Here is a 25,042-nt window from a genome sequence, read left to right as displayed (position 1 = left end):
AGCAGAAAGATCGTGGTGATAATCCCCGTGAGCTCCTGGACGGGAGCGTTCAGGTCGGCTATGGGAAGGATGTAGACCACGCCCCACCGGGGGGATCCGATAATGGGGGAGAAAATCCCCAGGTGACGCAGCCCCCGGAGGTTGGTGAAATACTCTGCGCCCCGCTCACCCCGGGTTACCCCCCGGCCGATCGCCTCCATGCCGGGCCAGTCCGGGGCGTTGGTGATATTCAGATTCATCACCACCGCTCGGTTGGGATGGCCCATTACCACACCGTCGCCGCCGATTACCGCCCCGTATCCGCCCTCACCAAAGTTCATGCCTCGGGTGAGCTGACTCAAGGAATCGAGGGTCACCGAGGCTCCCAATACACCGGCAACATCACCCCGGGGGGTCCGCACAGCGTGGGCCACGGCAACCACGGCGTTCCCCGTGGCAGCGCTTTCCAGACCGTTGCTTATGGCGTAATCGGCCCCGCCCAGAACCTCCTGGATATAACTTCTGTTCGAGAGATCCGCCCGCGCCCCGTCGCTGGTAACAGCCTGGCCCCGGGTATCCACAAAAAAGACGTTCTCGTGCTCCGGGTGGAACGTGCCCTGGCGACCTTCCAGGTATTCGGCGATTTCCTCAACATCGGCCCCCCGAATCACATTCAGGCTGCTCATGCCCCGCACTTCCTGGACGTGACCCTCGAGCCAGCGCCGCACCTCGGCGCTTCGGGCATCCACGATCTGCCCCGCCATCTCCATAACGGTGCCGCGCTGGACGGTGCTCACCCGCCAGACCAGCAAGGCCCCCACGGCGACAAAAAGCAGCACCGCCGTGCCTCCAAAGAGAACCACCATGCGCAACCTCAGGGATCGGGAAAAGCCGGCCCAGCTCATTCGGGGCAGCCTGGGCCCACCGGAACCATCCTGAGGTTTTTGTTTTTTCTTCATTTCATTCCTGCCTGTCCTGTTTTTATCTCGTTCGTCACTTGTTTTCGCCCGGCAACACTGCTTTCAGAGGACCGCCAGGAGATAGAAAAGGGAAATATTACACGTTAAAATTACGAATTATCCGAAGGGTTTTCAAGTTTCATGTGAAAAAAATTAGAATAGCGGGCATAAAAAAAGGTGCCTCCAAGGAGGACGCCCCCCCCTGTCGGCACCTGATGCGATCCAGCAGTACTGCTCCGGCAGGCTACCACCCCATGGCAAAGAGAATGGACATAGCCATGCCCCGGGTATCGACAACCCCCTCCAGCTCGGGAGCGGCAGAACGCAGATGGAGGGCAAGCTCGGCGGCGCGCAGGGGGATGCGCAACCCCGCCCCGGCCTCCCAGAGATAATCCCGGTAGCCCAGGCTCGCCGAGAGCATCTTCAGGAGGAAGACGTTCCCTTCCACCGTGGCCCCCGCGTTCAGGCGGCTGTTATCGCCAAAGACCACCTCCGCCACGGGTGTCAGGTCCACAAAGGGGAGCGAAAGCCGGTAATACCCGGACACGCGGAAGGGCATGTGGATATCGGGCTGGTCTCCCGAATCGAGGCGATCGAAATCGAGATCGCCCTCCTCTTCCACCGTTTTGAAGGGATCCTTACCGTCCTCAATTGCGGCAAGAATACCTCCGGACTCAAAGGAGAAGGAGAGATCGCTCAGGGATGCGCCGTAGCCGGGCCGGGCCGGCGAGAGCGGGATATGCACCAGGGCAGCGCCAAACCAGGGGTTGCCCTCATCGTCCAGGCGCGAGAACCCCAGGCTCATGTTGGTTCCCATCGTTCCCTGGGGTCCGTCCTCGCCAAAGAAGGTATAGATATCCCCCGAGGCACTCATTTCTCCTTCAACGGTACCGTCTTCTTTAGCAATAAAGGAATAGCGGGCCCTGGAGCCGGAATCGGCGTACATCACCGGTGCGAAGGCTCCCACCTTTGCCCCGATAACGTACTGACGCCACCGGTAGGAGCCGTAGAAGCCCTGCTCAAAGAAAGACTCCTGCACCAGCTCGGCCGATCCGGAGTAGTTCCGGTCCAGCTCGTTCCCCTGGGTCAGAAGGCGGATAAAGCTTCTGGGTACGGTGAGACGCGAGAGGTTGCTGGTATCGGCGTAGACCCCCAGCCCCAGGCGCCCCAGGTGGATCGTTATGTGGGCCCCCAGGGAGGCGTTTCCCACCATGCGCAGGCCGTCGTCGGGGGTTCGATCGTAGATGTCGTCCAGATCCACCAGGATGGTTTCGCTGAAGATGTCTCCCAGGGAGAAGACGCTGTTCCCGAAGGAGACGTCCGCTCCGGCGCCCACTTCCAGATAGCTCCGCGAGCTGTGCCCCAGATAGGCGGGGTTGCTCCGGTGGTTCCAGGGGCTGATTCCGTTATAGGCCTGGAGAAGCGCCGGTCCCGTCAGGAGGAGCGCCGCCAGGACAGAAAGTATCTTGGTTCTTTTGTTCCTGTTCATGCTGTTCCCCCTCATCAGAACTCGAAGGTCTGGTCGTAGTCGATTGTGGCCCTGAAGTGGCCCCCCGTTATTTTCAGGTTTTTCCTGATTCCTATCTGCCCATCTTTTTCCAGCAGCAGAAGGAACTCCGGAATGAACTCCCCGGCGTCTATCATCTCATCCAGTTTCTCCGGGGGGATCGTCAGGGTGAAGGTTTGGGTTCCATCGCCATTAGAATCAGACTCGCGATTAAATTCCAGGAACCATTTTTCAGAGTCAGTTTTGTCATTCTCTAAAAGGTTTTGGCCTGGGTGAATCATTCCCAGAGTGATATCAAAGGGGGCATTATTTATCGTTACAGAGAACTCCACACTGCTGCCCCGCAGAGCATCCAGAAGATCATCCAGATCTTTGTCGGGATCAGCGGGATCGCGGCCAAAGATGTCTTCGTCCATTTCCAGGGCATTATCGTCGTCAAAGTTGAGTAAAGTGTTCTCTGTGGCTTCAATCAGGAAGGGGATGTCCAGAACCAGCTCGATGGAGTCCACAGCGTCTGCACCATCCGCATCTGTTACCAGTTCGTAGGTGATGCTGCCGTTTTCAGATTGGGCGTTTACAAAGTCTGTGAGACTAGCTGGATCCAGATATTTTTTGACTGGTCCGCCTTCGGACCCGGGGCTTTCAAAAGATTCGAAAACGCCCTCCCCACCCAAAAGCCATCGCTTTGAATCGTCTCCGTTGGTTTTGGCAAAGATACGAACCTCTATCTCTTCACCGTCATTGTCTGCATAAAAAGCAATCTCCAGGTACCCTGTTACCTCGGCAAGTTCCAGGTTCTCAGAGACAGGTTTCAGCAACTCCGAGAGATCAATGGCTCTGACTGTCTCGACTATACCCATTTCATAGCTATCATAGCCGTCAGGAAGGAGGTGTTCATCAGGCAAACCGAGTCCCAAACCATCGGGATCAATCCCAAGACTCGCCCGAATCGTAAACAGCCCCTCTTCCTCGGTCACATCTCCGACCTCAAAAGAATCATCACCATCTTCATCACCAAAGGAAATATCCTCAAGAATCCCATCAAGCAACTCCTCAAACAGAGCAACATCAACTGCCCCCGCAGGAATCGCCACCGAAGGAGTTCCCCGCAACCGCAGTTCCTCGGGCGTCTCCCACTGGCACCCTGCGGCGAGGATCACCGCCAGCACTACTGCCAGCGCTCCTGCTCTCTCTCTCCATCTCATGTCGGCCCCCTCGCATTCCATAGCCGGCCCGGCAGTGCTCCGGGCAATATTCTGCAAACCATTCTCTATTCAACTATACAACAAAAGCACCCAAAAAACCCGTGTCCCGGGAAAACCCGAAAGATATTTCAGAAGAACAGAAAAAATCCGGTTGGCCCACAAAACCAGTTGACACACCGCAACGATTCACGGTACAAACAAGTCATCGCAGAGCGATCTGGGGGTGTAGCGAAGTTGGTTATCGCGCCGGCCTGTCAAGCCGGAGATCGCGGGTTCGATCCCCGTCACTCCCGTTTTTAAATCGTTATAGGGGAACGGTTTATAAAACGCTGTCATGGTCCGTTGCCTTTTCAGTCTGAGACCAAGTCTGAGACGAGGAGGAACGGAGCGATGAAAGACACGACGAAAGCCGAACTGAACCGGTTATTGTATGAGTTGCACAAGGCTCATTATGCCGGTCACAACCGCCGGGAGAACGCAATTTCCCGGAAACTGCAGGCCGCCCAAGATCGCGCGAAGCGCGAGGAGGTGCGGTCATGACCAAAGACCTACCCTTTGCGCTCCACGCGCGACCGAACCGCAAGGGCGACGATTTCACTTGGTATTGTCAATACATACTCCCAGACGGCACGTACAGCAACGCGAAGTCTACGCGGATCCGCGGACGGGCAACCGGGCGGGTCATCGTCAATGCACAAGGAAAGCAGCGGCCGGTAATCACCGGAAAGCGGGAAGCTATCGCGGCGGCAATGGAATACGCCCAGAGCGGAAGTATTGTGACCCGGGAGCGAGCCCGATTCGATGCCTACGCACGCGGATTCTTTGACCCAGGCGGACCATACCGGGAAGACCTGGCGGACGCCGGAAAGACCGTCGGAGACCGTCAACTGGACGCCCAGGCGGGATACCTTAAAAACTACCTACTCCCCTACTTCGGAAAGATGAAGCTCACAGCCGTCAACGATCGTGTCGTGAAGGACTTCCGGCGGCGCTTGCTTGCCGGGACACAACCGGTCCCCGAGGGACGGGAAGCCGTACCCCTGGCCGGACAATCCGTCAATCATATCCTCGTTTGCCTGGGAAAGATCCTGCACCGGGCGAAAGCGGATGGTCTGATTCAGAAGGTCCCGGAGATCGGGAAAGCCGGCCAGGCCCACCAGGCACGAGGAACGCTCACCATGCGGGAGGTCAAGAAACTGTTTTCCGAGGACTGGCCGGACCGTCGGTGTTATGTGGCGAACCTCCTTGCGGCGTCAACCGGACTCCGGCGGGGCGAGGTCCTGGGCTTGCGCCGGTGCGACATCCGAAAGACGCACCTAGTAATCAGCGGTTCCTGGGATACGCAGTACCACCGACGGAAGTCTACAAAGACCGGAAAAACGCGCTACACTCCGATAACGCCGGAAATCCTCCGGGAGATCGTCGCCATTTGTCACCAGAGCCCGCACATTGGCCCAGAATCGCTTGTGTTCTATTCCGAACGGAGACACCGACCCATGCAGGCGAAAGCGGCGGGAGAAGCTCTTACAGAGGCTCTGGTGAGAATCGCGGAGATCCCGGAAGCGGAGATCACGCGCCGGCGGGTTACGTTTCACTCCTGGCGGCATTGGTTCAATACCCAGGCGGTGGCGGCTGGAATGGACCCGGAGACGATCAGGCTCATTCTCGGACACGCTACCACGGCAATGACGGCGAACTATTACCACGCGGACCCGGAGACACTCCGGGGCATCACGGATCTACAGCGGGGACTGCAGCTGATAAAGGGGGGGGCGGCATGAAACACGAAAAGACCAAAACCATTCATATTTCGATGAGCAAAGACGATCTGGAAGAGTTTGAAAACCTCATTCATCGCGGCATTAAAGCAGACAATATCGATAGTAAGCAAAAAGGCCTATGCCCTCGATCGTTCACCGAGGCGGAATTCAACCACGAACGGAACAGGGTTATCCGCTGGCTTATAGAAACGTGCATCGATGAATTCAGTGATTATCCAATCGGCGTGATGCGCCGAATTACGAAATCTCACCCTGCATACCGAAGGCTGAAAGATGAGGAAGAATGGGAAAGGCGACAATTGTCCGACGAGGACCCGCCGGATAACATTCTACAGTTTCCCGGCACCGGTTGAAACTCCGGGGGGGTGGAAATAATTATGACGGTGGCAAAAGTAGAGATATATAAAAGAATTGTATAATCACCGGCTCAGAAAGCCGGTGACCCAGGGACCCACCAGGGTCCCTTTTTTATTGCACACAAGGAATTACCCCCTTCCCGCCCCCGCCGGTCTGAGACCGGATCTGAGAAGTTGTTAGTCCAGGATATAAATATCAGCATAGGTATTGACAGCCTATATAGACTCATGATATATCCTCTTTATATTATTCCCGGGAGGAACCTGATGGGTGAACAGAAAACATTTTTGACGCAAGTAAATCTTCGGATGACCAAGGCAATGAAAGACGAGATCGATCGTTTCGCCAAGCTAACCGGCGAGAGCTCACAGAAGATCATGAGGTACATGCTCATGACCGGAATCAATAGTCTTCGACTTGATCTGATCGAGAACCCGAGACAAGCAGTAACTACGATACGGTACTACGACAAGGTTCTTGCACTTCACGAAGCCGGGGAGCATGGCCTTCCTGATGCCTTCGACGAAACCGCGAAGAATCGCTTTCTGGACCTTCAAGACGAAATCGAACGGCAACTACGTAACTCGGATTCTGAGTAATTGAACCCTGGGAGGGGAACGCCATGTCTGACCGTTTGTTGACCATACCGGAGGCTGCAGAGCAACTCCGGATCAAGCCGGCCACGTTGTACGTGTGGGTATCCCGGGGGAAGATCGAATACGTCAAGATCGGCGGCCGGTCCATGATCCGGGAGAGCCAGATTGAGGAATTCATTTCCCGGAATACCGTAGCGCCGAAATGAGGCGCTCATGTCCTGGGACTGGTTAAACCGGAAGGGGTTTGCCGAGATGATGAAATCACTCTCTACCCACCAGCTGAAGCAACGGGAGATCATAACCTACCTGGCGCTTGTCAGTTTCGTGGACGCGGACGGCTACGCGTACCCCGGGATTGATACGATCGCCAGGACCGGCGGCATCGGGAGGGCGACCGTAGTTCGCGCTTTACCGGAGCTTGAAAAGCACCAACTGATACGAATCGAGCACGGCCAAGGACGCACAGTCAACCGATATCTGGTCGTTCCTCCGTCTCGTAGTCGGCTCAATCTGAACCTACAAGAAAAACCTTTGTCGGCTCAATCTGAACGCTTGTCGGCTCAATCTGAGCCTCGTAGTAGGCTCAATCTGAGCCTCGAACGTTTCCCAGAGAACGTAACCATAACGCCCCCAGACAGGGGGGATGATTACATCCCATTTGAATTGTTACCGGAGGACAGCTGATGACAACCGCACAGTTCATACGAAAACTCGAAGGCTATTACGGCAAAGAATTCGGCGAGGCTTCAGACGTGATTGAGCAATGGATTGTTAGAAAAGTTCCTGAAACTGATTTGCCGCTGCTCTTCGCTGAGGTCGTTCGGACAATCTCGGCCAGATATAAAACCTTACCCGGCATCAAGGAGCTCCACGATGCCTGGGGGGGCGTGCGGGGCCGGCAGACCAAGAGATATGACTGGCGCGGGTTCGCCTGCCGATGCTTCCCCGACAAGGGTGGAACGATGATCTCTGATGGACCCTTGCAGCAGAAAACCTACCTGTGTGCCCGATGCGGGCAGGACGTCCGGGCCGAAGACTGGACCGAGTATCCCATCAACGCAACCACACCAGAGATCGCGGGAAAGTTCGGAGTGAAACTGCCTGGTTCCTCAGAGACGACCGCAGCCGTCCAGGTCAATGCAGAACTGACAACACGGAGCGCGGATAACTGAGAAACCAACCTGGTCAGCGACCAGGTTGAAAATACCGGCATAGCCGGAAACGGGAGGAGGAGGTCATGACTGACACAGAACTGGGCAATCGAAAGGAGGTTTCAACGGCACCATTCCGGGAGTTCGCCACCCCGCGGATGCGTGGAAAGATGCCAAAGATAACAAATAGCGGTTGACGAAATGGTATTACAACGTAATACTTTTAGCACGGAACAACTCGGTATCCGCCGGGTCGGTTCCTTGCCGAAAGTCCGAAACGAGGCGATGGACTATGAGTGATAGCGTTTTGACGGAACAGAACAACAGGAAGCAGAGCCGGGGGGTCCCCTTTGCCCTCAGGCTCCGGAGCGTGGCGAGCACGCGCCAGACGTTCGCGCGAGTGCTCCGGGAGTACGCGCGGGGCACGATTAGCCAGGACGAGTACCGGCAACTGGTATGGGGGCTGTCTCAGTACCTGGGAGCTCTCCGACTAGAGAAGGAGAGCGAGATTGAAGACCGGCTTCAGGAGATCGAAGAGCGCTTAAATCGGGGCGACCGATGAGAAAAGCAAAGGTTCTCGCACTACACCGACAACTTTGCCGACCTGAAAACCTCCCCCTGCGATTGATTGTTATCCATGAGGAATGTGAAACAATCGAGATCGGAGGGAAGGTATTGGAGAAAATCCCGAAAACGGAGCCCAGAGACCGGATCTTAACGTTGAAAGGCTCCCGGTATGACGACGGACCTCGTCCGGTGTTTCTCAGGGGCTCCGGTGTTATCCATGTCGGGCCTAAGGAAACACCAGCAAAATGGGACGCCAGAGCTGCCGCATGTCACCAAAGGGGGAGACCTGGGGGGGCAGAAGGATGGTTCTGACCGTTGCTTGTCCACGGGAAGGCGCAGCCGTCTTCACAGCATAGGGTCACCGGCGCTGAAGGCCGGTGACGCCGGAAGCAACGTGTTGCCAGAGCGGGAATTACATAACCGGTCCGGTAAATACTGAGATCGGAACTGAGACGGGAGGGGATCAGATGGACCCGAAAGAACTGGAATCATGGATAGAAACCAACGAAGGGGCGGCCTGGCTCAACGGGCTGAAGGCTCCCCTTCTGGCAAAAAGAGACGAATTGCTAGCCAAGAATCGGGAGCTCTCCGAGCGACTGACCGAGGCGACCCAGAAGGTCAACGACACTTCCGGGCTGCTCCAGGCGGAGCGTGACGCGATTCGTTCTACCCTGGTCAATCGTGAGATTGACGGGTTCGTAAGCAGGAACGTTGTTCCTACGATGAGCGAGGTAGCACGAACGATGCTGAGCTCTCGGATTGACGCTGAGGTAAAGGCCGACGGCCAGCATCGCGAACCTCACGTATCCAAAGAAACAGCAAAGGACTTCTTGCTTGAGAATGAGGAAAGTATCTCCCTACGGGAATACCTGACCCGGTGGAGTAGCAGCGAGGAAGCAAAGAACTTCCTGCTGGCTCCCCACAACAGCGGCGGCGGCGCCCGTGGAAGCTCAACGACCTTCCGCGAGTTCGACGACGCAGATGTTTCCGAGTTCCGTAAAGCAATGGGCCTGAAGGACTAAATATGCCACTGAGTGCACATACAATCCCGACGATCGTCGGGCAGGCGATTCTTGAGAGTCTCCGGGAGAATCTGGTTTACGCACGCGCGTTCAACGAGGATTACCTGGGCGACGTAGTACCGGGCAACGCGGTCAAGATCCCTTCGATCGGTGCGGTCACCGTAAAGGATTACATGACCTACACCGACATGGACGAAGAAGAGGTAGACGACGCGTCCCAGACCATGACGATCGACCAGCAAAAGTATTTCAACGTGGTGATCGATGATATCGACGCGGCAATGGCGAAACCGGCAATCATGGCCGCCTATGCCCGTGAAGCGGCGTTCCAGCTACAGGCAACGATCGATGATTACCTGGGCGGGGTCCTTGCCGCCGGCGGGGCGATCACCGATGACCTGGGCGACGAAACCACCCCGCTGGATATCAACAGTGTGAACGTTGGTGAAACACTCCGGTTGATAGCACGGAAGCTGGACGATGCGAAAACCCCCCGGTCAGGGCGGTTCGTGATCGTTCCCCCGTGGTTCGTGGAGGACCTGGTGACGGCGAACATTGCCGACAGCACCGACAACGCCGGTGAACTGGCGGAGGGTTTGGTAGCGCGGTACGCTGGATTCGATGTCCTGATGTCTCACCAGACACCGAACACCTCCGGTGACAAGTGGAAGATCGTCGCCGGTAGCAAGATTTCTGCTACCTGGGCGCTGGCGATCAACAAAACCGAGATGCTCCGGCACCCGAAACAGTTCGCGGATATAATGCGAGGGCTGGCGGTATACGGCGCGCGGGTCACTAGAGCGGCTACGATTGCCGTTGCGACGTGTGACGAGGCCACGGAGCCCAGCGGCGACTGATGATTACGTAGGCCTTCCCCGCCGGGAGATCCGGCGGGGTTCGTATAGCCATGTTATCCCTTTCCCGGTCCCCCGGCTGTTTCGCTCCTTTCCAGCCGGGGGGCCATCTTTTTCAACATGACCAACAGCGACGACCGTGAAGCAGTGGAAGCATTCGCGGACTCGATCGAGGCGACGGTAACGGATCTACTCGCTGACTACTTGATCATCGGCGAGGATCTTCCCGACTCCCTGTTTATCACCTTCAACAAAGCACTGCGCCAGCGGATCTCGGTGATCCTCCGCCGGTTGAAATAACCTACCCCCCCGATTTCGTCTGAGATCAGTTCTGAGATTCATAGCTAGTCTGAGATCATATTTTTGTGTATGCCGTTCTATATCAGTTTGACACAAGCCTATACCAGTGTTATAGTTACGCATAAGGGTATAGACTGAAAAAGGGATAAGGCTGGCCTGTCAAGCCGGAGATCGCGGGTTCGATCCCCGTCACTCCCGTTCCGAAAAGCCCTTGCAATCAGAGGGCTTGTTCAACCATCCACCAAAACCGGACATATCCCTTCCACATCCTGATCAGATAACCCGCGCCACGGCAACAGCTGTGGCGTGGTCTCTTTGCGCCGGAACCGTCCTCGGCTCCGGCGTGATTCCATCCCCTGGCCCCCTCGGGGGGGCCCAAGGCGTTACGGAGTATGGCTATACCGAATCGTCCCCTTCCGGTTGTTGCGGTCCACGTTGTAGGCCGTCCCCGGGTCCTCCAGAAGAAGCAGAACTCTTCCTTCCGGCATGGAAACGATCATATTACCCGCCGTGGTCCAGCGGCTCGTGGTCTCACGCCGCCACCGCTCGGGATAATGCAAGCTATAGCGATCAAAGGTCCCGTCGCTATGGAACCGGAAGCCCCCGCTCTGGCCGTCGTTCATCCATTCTCCCGTGACATCCCATTCGATCTCCTTGATGAGATAGAGCATCCCGTCGCCCACAACATGGTGATAGTAGGACAAACCCTGGCCCACCAACTGTGCTTGGGAACCGAAAAATCCTCCCCCCTCAAAGTCCACTACAACCCCAGGCCCCCGGGGATCACCAGGACTAAAGACATCGTCCGAGAGATGCCACCGGCCCGACGAAGCCAGATGACCATCGTGAGGCCCCCGGGAGATCACCTGAAAGGTCCCGTCGCCACGAAAATCCAGTATTGACCCTTCAACCCTGGGCCGATTGACACTGAGCCCCATGCGGTAACGCCCCAGAAAGAAGCCCCCGGAACTCACCGATACACCCGATTGAACCCCAGGGGACGAGGGCGCATCCCGGGAGGGTGCGGTTGCAGCCGGCTCCTCGGCAACCCGGGGAGCCTCCCGGCCCAGGGAAACCCGATAGTAGAGGTAGGCTCGTCTGTCCGAGGTAGAGGGCGAGTAGATCGACTCGATCCCCGGCCCGTAGTTGCTCACCAGATGCCGCTGGTTTCCCCAGGGGCTGGGATTTACCCCCACGCTCCCCCGGAGGCGGGGCTCGGCAAAGGAGGGGTTGTACCAGTTCCCTGAACCGGCGGGATCATAGTACTGCCAGTTCCGGTCTGTCCGAACCAGAACGCGTCCCTGCTGATCCACCACGGCCATCATGAACCCGAAACTTCCGCCCCGGCGCGTCCCCACGGTGATCACATCACCATCCCGGAGGGTTCCCGAGTGCTGAAAGGGCATGAGCGGGGCCTCGTCGCGGCGAGTGGCGTAGGGCGGAGAAAACTCCCGCAGGGCCACGCCGTTAATGTAGATATCGGCCGTGTCCGCTGCGTGCCAGTGAAAGGTAACGGCCACACCCGGATCTGCCGGGGGCGGAGGGGTAGCCGGGGCAGGGTCGGGCTGAGGCTCCGGCGGGGGCTTTGTTGCTGTTCCAGCCAGCGGCACAAGCTCCACCCGAAGCTCCTGACGGGGGCCCTGGAGGCGGATCGACGAGGTGAAGTCCTCGTGGCCCGGCGCGGTAACTCGCAGGGAATAGCCCCTGCTGCGCAAACGCATGGAGAAAACCGGATCGGCCTCCCCCACGAGCCTGTCATTAATATACACCTCGGCACCCCGAACGTTACTGTGCAACTCCAGGGTTGTCATTGCCTGGGCAAAAAGGTTTCCTGCCCCGACACCAAGGGCCACGGCAACCACCAGCAGTGCCAGCCGAACATGCTTTATCATTTTTGTTTCTCCTTGGCATCCCCGACTCCAGGGGATACATAATCCCGGGAATGGAAAGCTCCCTGGATATATCCTAGGCTTTTATTTTTTACTTCGCAATATTTTATGAGATTTCCCCGGAAAGACTGGCAAAGCCCCGAGGCTTGGCGGATACTGAAAGCGGCAGGCGGTATTATGAAATTCAAGATTTTTTTAATAGCCGCCTGATAGACTGATACCATATACAATCCAGGAGGATGAACGATCATGAAACGGATTCTGTCTGTTAGTTTTGTGGTGCTGGGAGCGTTGCTGGTCCTTGCCCTTACGGGGTGCGATGATCTGTTTCTGGAAACAGAAACAAAAACAGTGGATAGATTATCTACCTATTCTGTAGTTCAAGGTTCCGTGGTGAACGCCCTTGCCGAAGGGGCTGCCACTGAATACTGGAAGGGCAGCGGAAACAATACCCTGGCGGACGCCGTGGTCCGCTTCTATCAAAAGCAGGCAACCGGTCTCTATTCGTCGACACCGGCCTACACAGCCACGGTGGATAGCCATGGTCGTTTCGTTCAGGGGAAAGAGTGGGAAGACAGCGATGATCCTGATAAGGCTACATTGATCATGGACAGAGTCACCGGCGGGCAGTACAAGATCCAGGGAGTAAAAGATGGCTGGAGCTTTGTCCCCATGGAGGTGACCGTTGCGGGAGCGACCCTGGAAACCCCTCCCATGATCGCCTACGAGAATGAGGACGTCTACTCCCTGACCATCCTGCTGGAGTGGCAGGACGAATCGATCGACCTGGACGCTTATTTGACCTACTATACCGGTAGTGGTGACACCAGAGGAAAGGTGTGGCACGGAAATAAGGATGGGACCGCCCAGGGTCTCGATATCAAGCTCCACCGGGATGTGACAGTAGGTACCCTCGCCGGAATCCCCCGGGTGGAGACCATTACCGTCAGAGATCCAGAAAACACCCCGGCAGACTGGTTCTCCAATGATCTTCCGGGTGAGAGAGATGACATCCCCGACGACGAGTTGCGCTTCTACGTCAATAATTTCACGCGGGGCAACACATCCCTCACGGGAGAACCAGGCAAAAAATCAGCCAGCGCCCGGGTTCACCTAATGCTCAACCAGGGCGGCAATGAGGCCGGTGAGCACTACGGCACCTGGGTGCTCCCCTGGAACACCGGAGAGGATACCCTGCAGATTTTTACACTCACTCCGGCATTCGAAGGGCCTGATCCCAAAAACGAGTTTGAAATCTTCACCCAGACCCGCTGGGTCGAGTCCGAACTCGATGATGAAACCCCAAGAACCCCAATAGGCATCCGATCTCTCTCCCTCAGCCCCCATGCCGTGGACCGGATCCGGTAGCGTAAGGAGACAGGAATGAACCTGAAACGATTTGTAATCCTTCTGCTGGCAGGACTTCTCCTGCCGGCGGCTGCCATGGCCCAGCGGACCACAACCCGCCGGGCCCCGGCCACCCACGATCTCACCGTCCAGACCAACGTGAACAACGCCCAGATCAGCATTAACGGGGAGGTCATCAAGGGAAACACCATGAACCTTCCCGCCGGGAACCACACCGTGGAGGTCTCGGCCCCGGGCTACCAGGTCTGGCGGCAATCGGTACAGCTCACGGGCAATCAGACCCTGCGAGCCAACCTTCAGCTCCAGGAGTTCACCCTCCAGGTGGAGTCCAACATCCGTGGTGCCCGGGTCTTTATCAACGGGAACCCCCGGGGAATGACGAACCACAGCGAACGTCTGCGGCCGGGGCGCTACACCATCCGGGTCTCCGAGATGGGCTACCAGGACTGGGAGACCACCCTGGATCTGAACCGCGACGAACGGGTGGTGGCCCAGTTGCAACCTGCTCTGGCCACGGTTCGGGTGAACATGCCCTCGGGACTTCTCAACTCCCGCGAGCGAAACCCCTCCAATCTGGTGCGGGTTCGGGTAAACGGCGAAGTCCAGTCGGGCTCATCCTTCCAGCTCCCGGCAGGACGCCACACCGTCTCTCTGGAAAGCGGCGGCCTCGAACTGCGGCAGGACATATCGGTACTGCCCGGCCAGAGCTACACCATCACGCCCAACTTCTCCTGGTCCCTGGACTAACTCACGTCGAAGGTTTCTTCGGGGCGGCCTCGGGGCCGCCCCCTTTTTTTCCCTCATCACCCCGCCCCTCCCGGGGGTCGTCAAAAACCAGGGTAGCGCCCGGAAGCTGGATCACATCGCCCGGTTCCAGGACGCGCCGGGTGGTGCGCTGGTTGTTCACCAGGATCTCCTGGGCACTCACCACCGTGGAGATCCCCCGCTTCTCGTCGCGCACAATCGTGGCGTGGCGGTCCCTCATGTCGGGCGAGGAGGTCATGGTCAGATCGGCATCGGCGCTGGCACCGATCACCGTCTCCTGACCCGAAAGATCCAGCACCCGGGTTGCTCCGCCCCGGAGACCGAGGATTTCCAGATTGGGGCTCTTCCGGCGGTTCAGAAAGCGAAGCCGTCCCAGCAGGGCCGCTGCGGCCAGCGCCCCGGGGAAAAGAAGGAGCGTCAGGGGGCTCCAGTCTTCCCGGGGAAGGCCAAAGAGGGTTCCCGCAAAATAGGCCCCCTCCCGACTCACTGTCCCCTCAGGAGCATCAACCTCTATCCGCAGGTACCGTTTCTGCGAGGGGATGGTGCCCGCCCGGTAGCGCAGACGATATTCCTGAAGCATTCCCCGGCGAATCTCGCCGTATACCTGCCCCAGCTCGATTCCGTCGGCGGCATCAAAAATCACACCCCCGTTGGGAAGAACGATCTCCTCAAAAAGAGGATCGGTACCCCCGGCAAAATTGATCCCGAAGGCTCCCACGCCCCTGCGAAGGAGCGCATCCCGGGCCTCCCCGGCCGAAACCGTTTCCATTCCGTACAGAGGGTGCGGATCTCCCCGATGCACCGCAAAGGGGTAGTTCTCCCCGTCGGTGAGGATCAGCACGGCCCGCCGCCCCTCTACCCCCGCCAGGTCCTCTGCTGCCAGGGAAATGGCTCGGTAGAGCTCGGTGAAGGCCTCGTCCGGTTTTGGTCGACTGATTGTCTCCAGAAGCAGTTCCACCGTGGCAAAAGACTCTGTGGGAGCCGTCAGCAGCTGGTAATGAGTGTTGAATGTTGCCAGACCAACCCGGTCCCGGGAGGGATCCAGATCCTGCAGAAACTGGCGCACCGCCGCCTTGACCCCGGGCATCCTGGCGGGGTACATGCTCCCGGAGTTGTCAACCAGAAGGAGCACACGTATCCCTTCCCGCTCCCCGGCCCGCTCTTCCAGGGAAAGAAGCGGCCTGGCGGTGAAGTTCTTCCCGTCGGCAGACTCCAGAACCCGCAGATCTTCCAGGGCCACCCCCTCCAGGGGCGATCCCTCGTGATCGGTGATTCCCAGATAGAGATCCACCGTTTGACGGCCCAAAAGACGGGAGGTATTCACCTGGCCCAACCGCAGGTTCCAGGCAGCTCCCTCCTGGGGCATCGCCAGCGTAGCCAGAACAACCAGCACCATCGCCAGGGGCCGAAAGAGAAACTTGGCCGAGCCGATCTGCAGAACATCATCGAACTTGAGCAGTACCGGGGACGTCTCCTGATCCAGAGGACGATCGTTGCGTTTCGTGGTCCCCTCTTCGGGCGGCACCAGGGCCTTCAGATAGAGATCTCCCCCCTTCTGGCGAAGCTCGGCGTGTCGCGGGGCCGTGCCAGAATAGCCCTGAAGAAGAATATCGCTCCCGGACCAGGAGCCGATACCAAGGCGCCGCTGGTTCAGGATGAACTCCTTCCCCTTGTTCTGGCCGTTCAGAAGGCGAAAAACGCCCCTGCTCTGACGCCCCTCGATCAGGCTGTAGAAACCGGCCACCAGAAAACCGTAGAGCACAAACCCCAGGGGGCGGGCAAGAAACTCCAGGGCAATCCCTCCCAGAAGCCCCCCCAGAATACCGCCCGAGACGCCCATGCCCGTTCGCAGCCAGGACCGTCGGCGGATTCCTTCGGAGGCTCCCACGCAGACCCCCAGGAGAGACCACCCCGCCAGGCGAGAGACGATCAGCCCCCCCCGGCCGGGATCGCTCAGAAAGAAGAGAACCCCCTGGCCCAGAACAAACCCCAACGCTCCCCCCACAGCACCGATCGCCCCGCCCAGGCCGGCCCCGGTCATGATCCGGCGGAGCCTGGCCGCCACAATTCCATCGATCATCCCGAAGAAGGCCCCCATGACCGCGCCAAAGAGCAACCCCGAGGCGATACTAAAAACAAGGTAGGCAGGAAAAAACCGCTGGAGCAGCAGCATCAGCTCCACCAGGGGCCACAGGGCAACCCCCGCCAGCACTCCCATGGCGAGATATATCAGACGTCGTATCAATAGAGACATTCAGGGACTCTCCTTCAGTGGTTCCAGGTGGACCTGGAGATGAAGTCTGGCCTGCTCAGGCCCGATGGCCAGACTAAAGAGCTGCTCCCGGTACCCGGGAAGGCGAAACTGAAAGCGATAGACCCGACCGCTGCGCAGACGGGCGGCCGCTTCTTCCGACCAGGGAAGGCGGCGGTTTTCCAGAAAGAGAAAGATCTCGGCCTCATCGGTCAGGCGCCGACCGCTCTCGCGGTCCCTCACATCGAAGGTAACCTCCAGGGGGAGCTCGGGCAGATCCAGAAAATCCGCAGCCAGATGACGCGGCCCCTCCCTCAGGGGCGGCACCTCAAAGGAATGCCACCAGAGGGCGGTACCAGCCTCGATCTTTGCGCGGTACGATCCCGGGGGCAGATGCCTTCGTTCTGCCCTGAAGAGAAAATACTGGGGGGTCTCCTCCACGGCCTGGGCGGAAAAGCGCAACGCCCCCTCCTCAAGGGCCGGTATGCCATCCCCGTCGTCCTTGAAGAGGGTTCCCCGAAGAAAGATATCCTCCGCTTCCAGACCGGTTCTCCGGACCCGGGCCGTTACATCCAGAGCTCCCCAGGCATCGGCCTGGAAGAACTCCCGATGCAACCCCCGGTGAAGCCCCCCGGCAACGACAAGAGCCAGAAGGCCCACCGCCACCAGACCTGCCGCAGCGATAACCCTCCCCCGTCGCCGGGGCCGCACCCGCAGCACCTCACCCTCCAGGCAGGCCTCCACCAGAGAATCGGTCCGGCCGTGGGGCCGCAACCCCAGACGGCGGTTGATACGGCGGATAACCTGGTTAAGATCGGCAAAGCGCCTCGCCGGAAGAGGCTTCAGCATTTTGCCGATCATGCGGGCCGTAAAGAGAGAAACCTGGGGATTCAGCTTTCGAGGCCGGGGATAGCGCCCTTTCTGGATCAGGGAGATCACCTCGGGCGAGAACGTGCCGGGATAGGGCCGCTTTCCCGTGACCATCTCGTAGAGAACCACTCCCACGGAATAGATATCGGCCCGGTGGTCCACGGAACGGGTATTCTGGAACTGTTCCGGCGCCATATAGCTGGGAGTTCCCAGGGTCATGCCCTCGCGGGTCAGGGCCGATTCCTCCTCACCACCGTGAATAGTGGCAATCCCGAAATCGACAAGCTTCACCTCGCCCCGGGAGGAGATCAGGATGTTGGCTGGCTTGATATCACGGTGGACCACACCCCGCTCGTGGGCGTAGGCCAGGGCCCGGCACACCTCACGCAAAATCAGCAGGGCCGCATCTTCCGACAGGTAGCGGTGCTGCCGGATCAACTCTTCCAGGGACACCCCCTCCACGTATTCCAGGACGATGTAGTAGGAAGACCCCTCGCGGAAGTGATCGTAGACATCCACAATGGCGTCGTTTCGCAAATCCATCATGATCTGCGCCTCCCGGCGGAAGCGTTCGCGCATGTCGGCGCTTCCCCGAAGGGTGAGCTTCTTTATTATCACCGTCCGGTCCAGGGTGGGGTGCCGGGCCGTGTAGACCGCCCCCATACCCCCCTGGGCGAGGCGCTGAAGCACCTGGTATTTGCCTATGGTCTCAACTGTTTTTGCCATGCCGGGCTTCCCCCTGATCTGAAAGGTCCTGAAGATTCACGATGTCCCGCTGGAGATCGAAGGGCCGATTCACCGGTGGCAGGGCAGCAACATGGAGATCGGGGTTGTGAAACTGCACAAACCGCCCCTGGGCCCGCAGGGCATACATGCCCGCCACTGGCCGGTGCCCCCCCAGATAGACCGCCTCGGGAGACGCTCCGCACCGCAGGTAGTGATCGAGCATGGCCGCCACGCTTCCCTCCCGGGCCTGGCCGTTATCGGTCCAGGAAAGCCCCTCCACCACATCGGGGTTGCTCCGGTAGTTGATCACCCGGGAGGTGTCAAAAAAACGGGCCGGTTCGGCGTGACTCGCCAGAAGGGACTGTCCCACGGCCAGGAGGGGCAACCCCTTCTCGAAGCGGTATAGGGCCTCCAGGGGAGCACCCGGGTAAAACCGCTTCATATACTCCACCACCATGGCCCCCTCCAGAACAAACTTGCCGAAGGGATGGTTCCCCTGGCCCTTCTCGTTGGTGATGTTCTCGTGGTTGCCCTTCAACCCGTGAACCCGGTCAGGATAGAAGGTTTTCAGAAGGGCCACAACCTGCAGAACCCCCAGGCTCTCCCGCATCTCCTCGTCCATGGAGGCGTGTTTGCGAAACCCCCGGGTAAATTCCTTGTACGCCTTGAGCCAGCGCTCCCGGGCCCGAGCCTCGGAATGAACGTAGTCCCCCAGAAAAAGCAGTTGCGCCCGATCCTGCTCCAGAGCCTCCAGAAGAGGCTGATCGATTCCATGATCGGGGAAGGAAGCCTTCAGGGCGCAGGCCAGCAGGTCCAGGCGGGCGTGGATATCGGGCAGCACCACCAGAGGAAGCTCGGGGCGAAGGTGCACGATCCCCCCGGGCAGCCCCTCCTTGTCGGGGGGGCGTTGGCGGGAGGGCTCGCTCTCCAGAACGGCGCAGGCCCGCTCCATATCACCGGCCAGCTCCCCGGGGCCGGGGGGCTTCTTCCGTCGCAAAATCCGGTCAAAACGCTCCCGAAATGATTCGTCCCCGGGAGCCAGATCGTCCCCAAAACCCATTGGACGGTCACTCCCGGAGGAGCGTCTTGTTGACCTCAACAAAATCCCGGGCCAGCACCTGGGTGACCCCTGCAAGCAGCTCCTGCTCCTCGTCCTGATCCATGTCCTCCTCCACAAGTGCAATGGCAAAAACGGCAGAGCTTGTGTGAATCGGCCCCCGGGAAAAAGAGGCCAGATCATTCACGGCAAGATCGGCAGTCAGATCGGTTGCCTCGGCCGTGGCCGCATCGGGAACATCCTGGCGCAAACCGATCGAGGTGTACTCCACCCGCCGCCCTTCCTCGGCAAGAGGGCCCACCGTAATAAGGGAGCCCGAGTAGGTCAGGACCAGCGCCCCGTGGGCCTCATCGGCGGAGAACGACGAAACCTCGCTCAGACCATGCTCCTCCTGACGCTGCTCGAAGAGGTCTCTTTTCTCGAGCCACCCCTGGGCGATCAGCTCCAGCGATTCCCCGGTATCGGGCAACCCCGATGTAGCGGTTATTCGGCGCAGATGCTCCTGAACTGTCTTTGGTACCTGATGAAAAAAATCTCCCACGGTTCCTCCCTGTCCGGTTTGGTCTATCGGCGTGATACCGCTCGCACGGTAGAGCCGACGCGACACGGCCGGTGATTTTTCACTGGCGTGATACACTGAAAGCATTCCACACTTGACGGTGGATTTCCAGTATTGAGGAGGAACCCATGCCCCACATTGATAACCCCCGCAAGGAGACACTGCCCGGGACGGTACCGGAAGCGATGAAACCCCACCTTGCTGCAATAGCAGAAGAGACAGACCTGGTCCCCCGGGAGGCGGCTCTCCAGGCTGTAACACAGAACTGGCTGGAAAAGGTCCGTCTCTTCCGGGAGCAAACCGCTTCTCTCCAGATGATTCAGGAGACGAGGTTTTGCCGGGATGATCCCCGGGGAGCGCTTCTCCTGACCTGCTCGGGGTCACTCATCGTTCTGGGCCCCCAGGACCACCAGAAAAAGCGCTCCTTCGAGTACGCCAGCATCTCCCTGCGCAAGGACGTTCCCGATCTTGCACGCTCGGAAGAGGCCTGGCTGGAAGAAGATCTTGCCACGGGAGAGACCGCCCTCTTTGGGGGAACCCTGATCACCCGAAGCTCGGAGATCCTCTCCATAGCAACCTTCCGGGAGGGGCTTTCCTGCACCGACCAGAAAGAACGTCTGCGCCAGGGGGGAATATTTCTGACCAACAGCTTTCTCCAGGCAAACCGGACGATTGCCCCCTGCCGGGAGCAGGGGCCGGAGCGGTTTACCCTGCGGTCCATGGTGCAATACGTGGCAGCACGAAACGAAATGACCCAGGACAAAACCCGGGAGATCATCCTGGACTATCTCACCATGGTGGAAACAGGAGTTCTTCTGGGAGAACGAGTCTCTCTGGGCCCCCTGGGATCAGCCCGGCTCCACCTGCGGCACCCTCAAAAGGCCAGAATGGGCCGCCACCCCGGAACAGGAGAGGAGATGCTGATACCGGCAAAACCCAAGCGAGCCGTTCCCCGGATCTCCTTTTCTTCCCGTCTCAAACACTGCGCCCTGGAGCTCCCCCCGGAGCGGATCGACCAGCTTCTGCACCCCGAAGAGGGAGAATAACCGGGACAACCCCGCAAAAAAACGGTATAATGCCCCCCCCGGGAAAACAGGACCCCGGGGAACCATACACACCGAGAGGGCGGGCGGAGCATCAGGATCATGAGAGAACGGAAGAATCTTTTTTCACAGGACACCTTCGTTTCCGGAGGCGATGATGATCTGGTAATCCGGGAAGCCGCCACAATCCGGTGCGGTCTGAAACCGCTGCTGGAGGCCCACGGAAAGAGCAAGGTCCTCTCGCGGAAATCCATCGGGATTGGCCGGGACAAACATAACGGGGTGATCGTCGCCGACCCCCTGGTCTCCAAGTTCCACGCGATAATCACCTTCAGGAAGGGGGAGGCCTTTATCAAAGACACGGGAAGCACCAACGGCACCTTTGTGAACGACCAGCGACTACCGACAAACAGGACCCAGCTCCTGAAGGACCAGGATCTGGTTGTCGTGGGAACCACCCGCCTCACAATTCGATATTGACAGGTCCCGGAATATACCGGTCCTGATACAACACGGGCGCTGCCGGAACAACCAGTCCCGACAGCGCCCCCGGTCTCATCTCCCGCAGGGAATTACTGCGACAGCGGACCCAGCGTCTCCCTTGCAGCGGCTACTTCTATTCTCCCGGCCATTCCGCGCATAGCCTCGAGAACCGTTTCATCCATCCCTTCGGCTCGCCTCGTAACGGCATCCACTACAGACTGCATCTTCGATGATCTCTCGCGAGCCTCCGCAAAGGACATACCGGCGTTGGGCCTGGCACCATCCTCTATCGAGAAGGCATAAACACCAGGAAAGAGGACAACCTTATCCAGGGCCTCTCCCATCTGGGTCAGACTCATGTTCTCAAAGGCCGAAACATTAAGGGCATCCACAAAGTTAGTGGCTCGGGTAATAAACCTCACAAACTGGATCAGATTTGTCTCCAGCTGCGTGTAGGCAGCATTTCTTCCCCCATCATCAAATCCCACCTCGGTCTCACCCGTGGGCCGCAGATACTGTAACTTCAAGGACTCTCCAGTCCTCACACGAAGCGAGTCCTCGTTACGAACGGTACCACTGGCCACATCATAGACCTGCCAGCGACCCTCGGCGGTCACGCTGTAGGAAATATCCAGCTCCACAGCATTGGCGCCCATGATCTCCAGCCCCCGAGCATCAGCCTTGGAATCGGGCGTAAGCGTGTCAATTCCCACATAGAGGAGCAGATCGATCCCCTGCGCTCTGGCAGCAGCCAAAACGGAGGAAGCGTTTTGCCGGGTACCTACACCAAGGCTTCCTGCCGGAACCAGATCGGTGACCCTGGCCAGATTGTTATCGGACATCAGCCTGGTGCCAAGTCCCTGGGCGATTTCGCCTTCGGCGTCGTTCACGTATACGTAGAGTCGTGCCAGGGATGCGCTTTCTGCCTGGGCAATACGGTCAGCCGTATCCTTGTACCCCTCTACATAATTTCCCACGGTGCGGAAATGATCCAGGGCTACACGGGCATTCTGAAATCCGCCCTGGGCCAGAGCAGCATCTCCTGCCTGGTAACGGGCTTCGGCTGCGGTCTGGCGGGCCTCCTCCAGCTCAGCACTGTAATCTTCCGTGGAAAAACCCAGCCGAAGATCATTCACATCGCTGTGAAGTTTCACAACCTGCTCGTAGAGAGCAACCGCTTTTTCGTAGGGGAACTCCTCGGACGATGCCTTGGCCTGGCTGATCTGCTCCTGGATTTGACTCGTGGCTTTGGGCAAGGCCCTGCGCAACAGACCCGGAGCATCCTCGTGCTCGTCATTTGCCTGGAGAGCCTTCACGGCGTTCTCCACCGCCCCAACGTAGTTTCCTGCGTCGTAATCCCGCTCTGCAGCCCGGTATTCCCGGTTGCCTGCGGTCATACAGGAAGCAAAAAACAAGACAGACACTGCAAGAGCCAGAAAGCTCCTCTTCGATCCACACTTGATCATAGAAATCTCCTTTGTCTGATCATCCCGATCGTTCTTCCCGGCTGCACCAGGCAACCGGCAGAACGGTCAGGAACCTATACGTCCCTGGCGGAGCCTTGGGGCTCTCCGCCAGAACTTTCCCTGTTATCTGTCTTCAGCTCCGCCCAATCGCATTTGCCACAGGGGCAAAGTTCAGCTGTCTGAAGCCGGCGTGCTCGATCCTTCCGGTACTGGGCTGAAAGCTTGTGGGAGCCTCCCGGACCTGCTGCTCCAGCAAGGATCTGATGGCAGACACGTCGGTATCCACGCCCACCAGCACTTCGTCGCTCTTCGCCTCGTCCCGGTGCGTGACACGAGTGCTGTACACGCTCCGTCCGTCGGAAACACGGATAACCTCCAGGGTGTAGTTGACCGTTACCGGGGCCACCAGGGCCTGGTACCGATGGTTCACAGACTCGTTGCGCCAAAACTCGCGCACGCCATCTTCCTGAAGCTTCTGGTTGAACGTATCCATTGTCCCGGTATTCTCCGCAAGGACGCGAGCAGCGTGCCAACCATTAACCTTGCTGTTGTTCGCGTCCAGATGCGCCGAACCGTCCATGTTCAGGTAGGCCGATATCTGCTTCACCTCGCTTCGTTGGGTGGAGCGCGTATTGCCTGCAGAGGCATCGGCCGAGATCTTGACCAGGAAGTCAATATTGAACTGCCGGGCCTCGTCCAGACTGCTTGCCGTTGTCAGCTTGTTTACTTCGTTATGGAAGGTGTTGCTGCTGTCGGGATAGATGAGGCGCTCTGCTTCCTGCTGGTTGTTGCTCCACCAGCGGCCGCTTCCCCGAAAATGCCGCACTCTTTGATCGGCCAGCTCCCGGTTCTCGCTGGTGTACATCCACATGACCTTGCCCCGCTGATTTTCCAGAACGCTCTTCAGAGCCGGCAGGACACTGTCACGGGAGGCAGCGTGGGCGGGATCAAGAACAACGTGGACCACAGTTCTGGAAGATTCGATAAATTCAGCGAACTTTTCTATCGAGTCCTCATGGCCGGTGACGGAGGGCCAGCCCTGCACAAAAGCCACGTACCGCAGGAAGAGGTTTTCGGCATCCCATTTACTGCTGGAACTACCGTCAAAGGTCCGTGCAGCACCACGAGCCTCGCCGTAATAGAGATCGGCCAGCCGTTGCGCGTAAGGATAGATTCCCGGGTTCACCTGGTCGTTGTCGTCGACATAGTTTCTGGCTTTCACCGCTATGCCCAGGGCTTCTTCCAGGGCGTCCACATTGTTCCGCCTGGCCGCTCTTTCAGCTGCAGCAAAGAGAACGTCCGGGGCTTTGCTGTTCAGCTCTGCCGTGAGAGCCGTAACTTCTTCGGTCTCTTCGAACCGTGCTGCCGCTATCAGGATCTGGGTTGCCGCCTCAAGGTTTTCCATGGAAAGAGCGCCCACCAGGGGAGTTGCCGACTCGACAAGAAATCCGGCGATCGTGATCTCGGCAGCTTCGCGCTCTTCTGCCCCCTGCACAAAGGAGCGGGTGATGACTTGTAACGCCTCGATCGCCTCCTCGTACTCCCCCGCCTCAATCAGCACCGAGGCTTGAGCAAAGGCGATGGCGTATCCCTGTTCCCGAGCCTCGGCCAGGGGTGTCTCGTAATCGGTGAGAGCCACGGTTACCGAGTCCTTACCCCGCTCGATGACCCTGGAGTCCGGCTGGTCTCCGGGCATCCGGGAGACGTAGCGAACAAACCAGTACATATTCCGCAGAATTGCCACCTTTTCCTGCAGAACCTCGGCGGTCTGTTCCTTCTCGTCCAGCTCGGCCAGACGAGCATTAACCTTGGCAAGAGACCCTTCGTAGTTTTCTACAATAAACTTGTAGGAAGGCCAGTGCTTTTCGTCTCTGTTGATGGCGGCCGCAGCGTTCATCAGAGCCACATCGTGCTCGCCACTGTCCAGGGCACGCCTGGCCCGGTCAAAATTGTCAGCACCGCTGCTGAAAGGGTTTGCGATTCCCAGCATCTGACAACTGGACGCAAGAAATATAACCAGCAAAATCGCAAGAACGCTGCAAAAGGGTTTTGCTTTTCTAAATGTTCCCATGCCTTCCTCCTTCTCCATCTTTAATTCCGTTACCTGGGCTGCCCGAACCGTGAAATCCGAAGATCACCGCCCGGTGCAAAAGAGGAGGGGACCTGCCCCCCCTATTGGAGTGTAGAGGACAAACCTTAAATGCAACTTAAATGAAGTTTAAATCGATCGAAAAGTCAGAGAAATTTTTGAACCCTTCCGCCGGGGCTCCTGTTCATCTCTCATTCA

25 protein-coding genes and 1 tRNA gene are annotated in these 25,042 nt (G+C 58.4%); 16 read left to right on the top strand and 10 right to left on the bottom strand.

Annotated elements, in window-relative coordinates:
- The 3 genes from BW950_RS01660 to BW950_RS01650 all read right to left on the bottom strand — a co-directional run.
- Positions 1-938: cache domain-containing protein (locus BW950_RS01660; RefSeq protein WP_200796774.1), on the bottom strand; the 938-nt coding region annotated here is incomplete at its 3' end.
- 244 nt (positions 939-1,182) lie between these two features.
- On the bottom strand, positions 1,183-2,427 hold the full coding sequence (locus BW950_RS01655) for a hypothetical protein (RefSeq protein ID WP_076487537.1): 1,245 nt from the start codon (positions 2,425-2,427) through the stop codon (positions 1,183-1,185).
- Between the two features lie 14 nt (positions 2,428-2,441).
- Positions 2,442-3,650 (bottom strand): hypothetical protein, encoded by a 1,209-nt coding sequence (locus tag BW950_RS01650; RefSeq protein WP_143559087.1) that lies wholly within the window; start codon positions 3,648-3,650, stop codon positions 2,442-2,444.
- Between the two features lie 219 nt (positions 3,651-3,869).
- Between BW950_RS01650 and BW950_RS01645 the strand changes: the two genes are divergently transcribed.
- The 12 genes from BW950_RS01645 to BW950_RS01590 all read left to right on the top strand — a co-directional run bounded on the left by BW950_RS01645 (position 3,870) and on the right by BW950_RS01590 (position 10,278).
- A tRNA-Asp gene (locus BW950_RS01645) sits at positions 3,870-3,943 on the top strand.
- A 97-nt stretch (positions 3,944-4,040) separates the two neighbouring features.
- A complete protein-coding gene (locus BW950_RS15055; RefSeq protein ID WP_159438700.1) occupies positions 4,041-4,190 on the top strand; it encodes a hypothetical protein in 150 nt (49 codons plus the stop codon).
- Entirely contained in the window at positions 4,187-5,431 is a 1,245-nt protein-coding gene (locus BW950_RS01640; protein WP_076487535.1) for a tyrosine-type recombinase/integrase, read from the top strand. Before BW950_RS15055 ends, BW950_RS01640 begins: the two co-directional genes overlap by 4 nt.
- The gene (locus tag BW950_RS01635) at positions 5,428-5,784 is read left to right on the top strand and encodes a hypothetical protein (RefSeq protein WP_076487534.1); all 357 of its coding nucleotides are present in this window, start codon (positions 5,428-5,430) and stop codon (positions 5,782-5,784) included. The genes BW950_RS01640 and BW950_RS01635 overlap by 4 nt, the downstream gene beginning before the upstream one ends.
- A gap of 291 nt (positions 5,785-6,075) precedes the next feature.
- Positions 6,076-6,387, top strand: coding sequence for a hypothetical protein (locus tag BW950_RS01630; protein WP_143559086.1), 312 nt, complete (start codon positions 6,076-6,078; stop codon positions 6,385-6,387).
- A gap of 23 nt (positions 6,388-6,410) precedes the next feature.
- Positions 6,411-6,590, top strand: coding sequence for a helix-turn-helix domain-containing protein (locus tag BW950_RS01625; protein WP_076487532.1), 180 nt, complete (start codon positions 6,411-6,413; stop codon positions 6,588-6,590).
- A 7-nt stretch (positions 6,591-6,597) separates the two neighbouring features.
- Positions 6,598-7,068, top strand: coding sequence for a helix-turn-helix domain-containing protein (locus BW950_RS01620; RefSeq protein ID WP_076487531.1), 471 nt, complete (start codon positions 6,598-6,600; stop codon positions 7,066-7,068).
- Positions 7,068-7,556 (top strand): hypothetical protein, encoded by a 489-nt coding sequence (locus BW950_RS01615; protein WP_076487530.1) that lies wholly within the window; start codon positions 7,068-7,070, stop codon positions 7,554-7,556. Before BW950_RS01620 ends, BW950_RS01615 begins: the two co-directional genes overlap by 1 nt.
- Before the next feature lie 271 nt (positions 7,557-7,827).
- Entirely contained in the window at positions 7,828-8,097 is a 270-nt protein-coding gene (locus BW950_RS01610) for a hypothetical protein (RefSeq protein WP_076487529.1), read from the top strand.
- Between the two features lie 472 nt (positions 8,098-8,569).
- Entirely contained in the window at positions 8,570-9,124 is a 555-nt protein-coding gene (locus BW950_RS01600; RefSeq protein ID WP_076487527.1) for a hypothetical protein, read from the top strand.
- 2 nt (positions 9,125-9,126) lie between these two features.
- Complete coding sequence (locus tag BW950_RS01595; RefSeq protein ID WP_076487526.1) at positions 9,127-9,981, top strand: major capsid protein; 855 nt, start codon at positions 9,127-9,129, stop codon at positions 9,979-9,981.
- A gap of 117 nt (positions 9,982-10,098) precedes the next feature.
- Positions 10,099-10,278, top strand: a complete 180-nt coding sequence (locus tag BW950_RS01590) for a hypothetical protein (protein ID WP_076487525.1) — start codon at positions 10,099-10,101, stop codon at positions 10,276-10,278.
- 383 nt (positions 10,279-10,661) lie between these two features.
- Here BW950_RS01590 and BW950_RS01585 read toward each other — a convergent pair whose 3' ends face one another.
- Complete coding sequence (locus tag BW950_RS01585; protein WP_076487524.1) at positions 10,662-12,170, bottom strand: PEGA domain-containing protein; 1,509 nt, start codon at positions 12,168-12,170, stop codon at positions 10,662-10,664.
- 246 nt (positions 12,171-12,416) lie between these two features.
- Between BW950_RS01585 and BW950_RS01575 the strand changes: the two genes are divergently transcribed.
- Together BW950_RS01575 and BW950_RS01570 are read left to right on the top strand one after the other, a co-directional pair.
- Positions 12,417-13,535, top strand: coding sequence for a hypothetical protein (locus BW950_RS01575; RefSeq protein WP_076487522.1), 1,119 nt, complete (start codon positions 12,417-12,419; stop codon positions 13,533-13,535).
- Between the two features lie 15 nt (positions 13,536-13,550).
- A complete protein-coding gene (locus tag BW950_RS01570) occupies positions 13,551-14,282 on the top strand; it encodes a PEGA domain-containing protein (protein WP_076487521.1) in 732 nt (243 codons plus the stop codon).
- Position 14,283: 1 nt separating this feature from the next.
- Here the strand turns inward: BW950_RS01570 and BW950_RS01565 are convergent, their stop codons facing one another.
- Genes BW950_RS01565 through BW950_RS01550 form a run of 4 tightly spaced genes read right to left on the bottom strand, consistent with a single transcriptional unit; the run spans position 14,284 to position 19,745 of the window.
- Positions 14,284-16,554: an FHA domain-containing protein gene (locus tag BW950_RS01565; protein ID WP_076487520.1), complete on the bottom strand. Its 2,271-nt coding sequence runs from the start codon at positions 16,552-16,554 to the stop codon at positions 14,284-14,286.
- A complete protein-coding gene (locus BW950_RS01560) occupies positions 16,555-18,147 on the bottom strand; it encodes a serine/threonine-protein kinase (protein ID WP_076487519.1) in 1,593 nt (530 codons plus the stop codon).
- Positions 18,131-19,207, bottom strand: coding sequence for a metallophosphoesterase (locus BW950_RS01555; RefSeq protein WP_076487518.1), 1,077 nt, complete (start codon positions 19,205-19,207; stop codon positions 18,131-18,133). Before BW950_RS01555 ends, BW950_RS01560 begins: the two co-directional genes overlap by 17 nt.
- Positions 19,208-19,214: 7 nt before the next feature.
- The gene (locus BW950_RS01550; RefSeq protein ID WP_076487566.1) at positions 19,215-19,745 is read right to left on the bottom strand and encodes a hypothetical protein; all 531 of its coding nucleotides are present in this window, start codon (positions 19,743-19,745) and stop codon (positions 19,215-19,217) included.
- Positions 19,746-19,891: 146 nt separating this feature from the next.
- On the opposite strand from BW950_RS01550, the gene BW950_RS01545 reads away from it, so the two are divergent.
- Positions 19,892-20,809, top strand: coding sequence for an HU family DNA-binding protein (locus tag BW950_RS01545; protein ID WP_083943634.1), 918 nt, complete (start codon positions 19,892-19,894; stop codon positions 20,807-20,809).
- 99 nt (positions 20,810-20,908) lie between these two features.
- Complete coding sequence (locus BW950_RS01540) at positions 20,909-21,286, top strand: FHA domain-containing protein (protein ID WP_076487517.1); 378 nt, start codon at positions 20,909-20,911, stop codon at positions 21,284-21,286.
- 92 nt (positions 21,287-21,378) lie between these two features.
- Here BW950_RS01540 and BW950_RS01535 read toward each other — a convergent pair whose 3' ends face one another.
- Together BW950_RS01535 and BW950_RS01530 are read right to left on the bottom strand one after the other, a co-directional pair.
- Positions 21,379-22,755, bottom strand: a complete 1,377-nt coding sequence (locus tag BW950_RS01535; protein WP_076487516.1) for a hypothetical protein — start codon at positions 22,753-22,755, stop codon at positions 21,379-21,381.
- Positions 22,756-22,888: 133 nt separating this feature from the next.
- Positions 22,889-24,826, bottom strand: coding sequence for an aldehyde dehydrogenase family protein (locus tag BW950_RS01530; protein WP_143559085.1), 1,938 nt, complete (start codon positions 24,824-24,826; stop codon positions 22,889-22,891).
- Positions 24,827-25,042: the final 216 nt, after the last annotated feature.

Origin of the sequence: Alkalispirochaeta americana (assembly GCF_900156105.1) — a bacterium.
Taxonomy (GTDB): Bacteria; Spirochaetota; Spirochaetia; order DSM-27196; family Alkalispirochaetaceae; genus Alkalispirochaeta; species Alkalispirochaeta americana.
Note: the sequence above shows the minus strand (reverse complement) of the source record. Positions and strands in the feature narration are given on the sequence as shown.

What these genes read in the sequence shown, in the direction of transcription:
- BW950_RS01565 (WP_076487520.1), bottom strand. Translation starts at nt 16,554, where the DNA reads ATGTCTCTATTGATACGACGTCTGATATATCTCGCCATGGGAGTGCTG.
- BW950_RS01545 (WP_083943634.1), top strand. Translation starts at nt 19,892, where the DNA reads ATGCCCCACATTGATAACCCCCGCAAGGAGACACTGCCCGGGACGGTA.
- BW950_RS01595 (WP_076487526.1), top strand. Translation starts at nt 9,127, where the DNA reads ATGCCACTGAGTGCACATACAATCCCGACGATCGTCGGGCAGGCGATT.
- BW950_RS01530 (WP_143559085.1), bottom strand. Translation starts at nt 24,826, where the DNA reads ATGGGAACATTTAGAAAAGCAAAACCCTTTTGCAGCGTTCTTGCGATT.
- BW950_RS01535 (WP_076487516.1), bottom strand. Translation starts at nt 22,755, where the DNA reads ATGATCAAGTGTGGATCGAAGAGGAGCTTTCTGGCTCTTGCAGTGTCT.
- BW950_RS01655 (WP_076487537.1), bottom strand. Translation starts at nt 2,427, where the DNA reads ATGAACAGGAACAAAAGAACCAAGATACTTTCTGTCCTGGCGGCGCTC.
- BW950_RS01585 (WP_076487524.1), bottom strand. Translation starts at nt 12,170, where the DNA reads ATGATAAAGCATGTTCGGCTGGCACTGCTGGTGGTTGCCGTGGCCCTT.
- BW950_RS15055 (WP_159438700.1), top strand. Translation starts at nt 4,041, where the DNA reads ATGAAAGACACGACGAAAGCCGAACTGAACCGGTTATTGTATGAGTTG.
- BW950_RS01555 (WP_076487518.1), bottom strand. Translation starts at nt 19,207, where the DNA reads ATGGGTTTTGGGGACGATCTGGCTCCCGGGGACGAATCATTTCGGGAG.
- BW950_RS01615 (WP_076487530.1), top strand. Translation starts at nt 7,068, where the DNA reads ATGACAACCGCACAGTTCATACGAAAACTCGAAGGCTATTACGGCAAA.
- BW950_RS01635 (WP_076487534.1), top strand. Translation starts at nt 5,428, where the DNA reads ATGAAACACGAAAAGACCAAAACCATTCATATTTCGATGAGCAAAGAC.
- BW950_RS01650 (WP_143559087.1), bottom strand. Translation starts at nt 3,650, where the DNA reads ATGAGATGGAGAGAGAGAGCAGGAGCGCTGGCAGTAGTGCTGGCGGTG.
- BW950_RS01590 (WP_076487525.1), top strand. Translation starts at nt 10,099, where the DNA reads ATGACCAACAGCGACGACCGTGAAGCAGTGGAAGCATTCGCGGACTCG.
- BW950_RS01600 (WP_076487527.1), top strand. Translation starts at nt 8,570, where the DNA reads ATGGACCCGAAAGAACTGGAATCATGGATAGAAACCAACGAAGGGGCG.
- BW950_RS01560 (WP_076487519.1), bottom strand. Translation starts at nt 18,147, where the DNA reads ATGGCAAAAACAGTTGAGACCATAGGCAAATACCAGGTGCTTCAGCGC.
- BW950_RS01625 (WP_076487532.1), top strand. Translation starts at nt 6,411, where the DNA reads ATGTCTGACCGTTTGTTGACCATACCGGAGGCTGCAGAGCAACTCCGG.
- BW950_RS01570 (WP_076487521.1), top strand. Translation starts at nt 13,551, where the DNA reads ATGAACCTGAAACGATTTGTAATCCTTCTGCTGGCAGGACTTCTCCTG.
- BW950_RS01620 (WP_076487531.1), top strand. Translation starts at nt 6,598, where the DNA reads ATGTCCTGGGACTGGTTAAACCGGAAGGGGTTTGCCGAGATGATGAAA.
- BW950_RS01575 (WP_076487522.1), top strand. Translation starts at nt 12,417, where the DNA reads ATGAAACGGATTCTGTCTGTTAGTTTTGTGGTGCTGGGAGCGTTGCTG.
- BW950_RS01540 (WP_076487517.1), top strand. Translation starts at nt 20,909, where the DNA reads ATGAGAGAACGGAAGAATCTTTTTTCACAGGACACCTTCGTTTCCGGA.
- BW950_RS01610 (WP_076487529.1), top strand. Translation starts at nt 7,828, where the DNA reads ATGAGTGATAGCGTTTTGACGGAACAGAACAACAGGAAGCAGAGCCGG.
- BW950_RS01640 (WP_076487535.1), top strand. Translation starts at nt 4,187, where the DNA reads ATGACCAAAGACCTACCCTTTGCGCTCCACGCGCGACCGAACCGCAAG.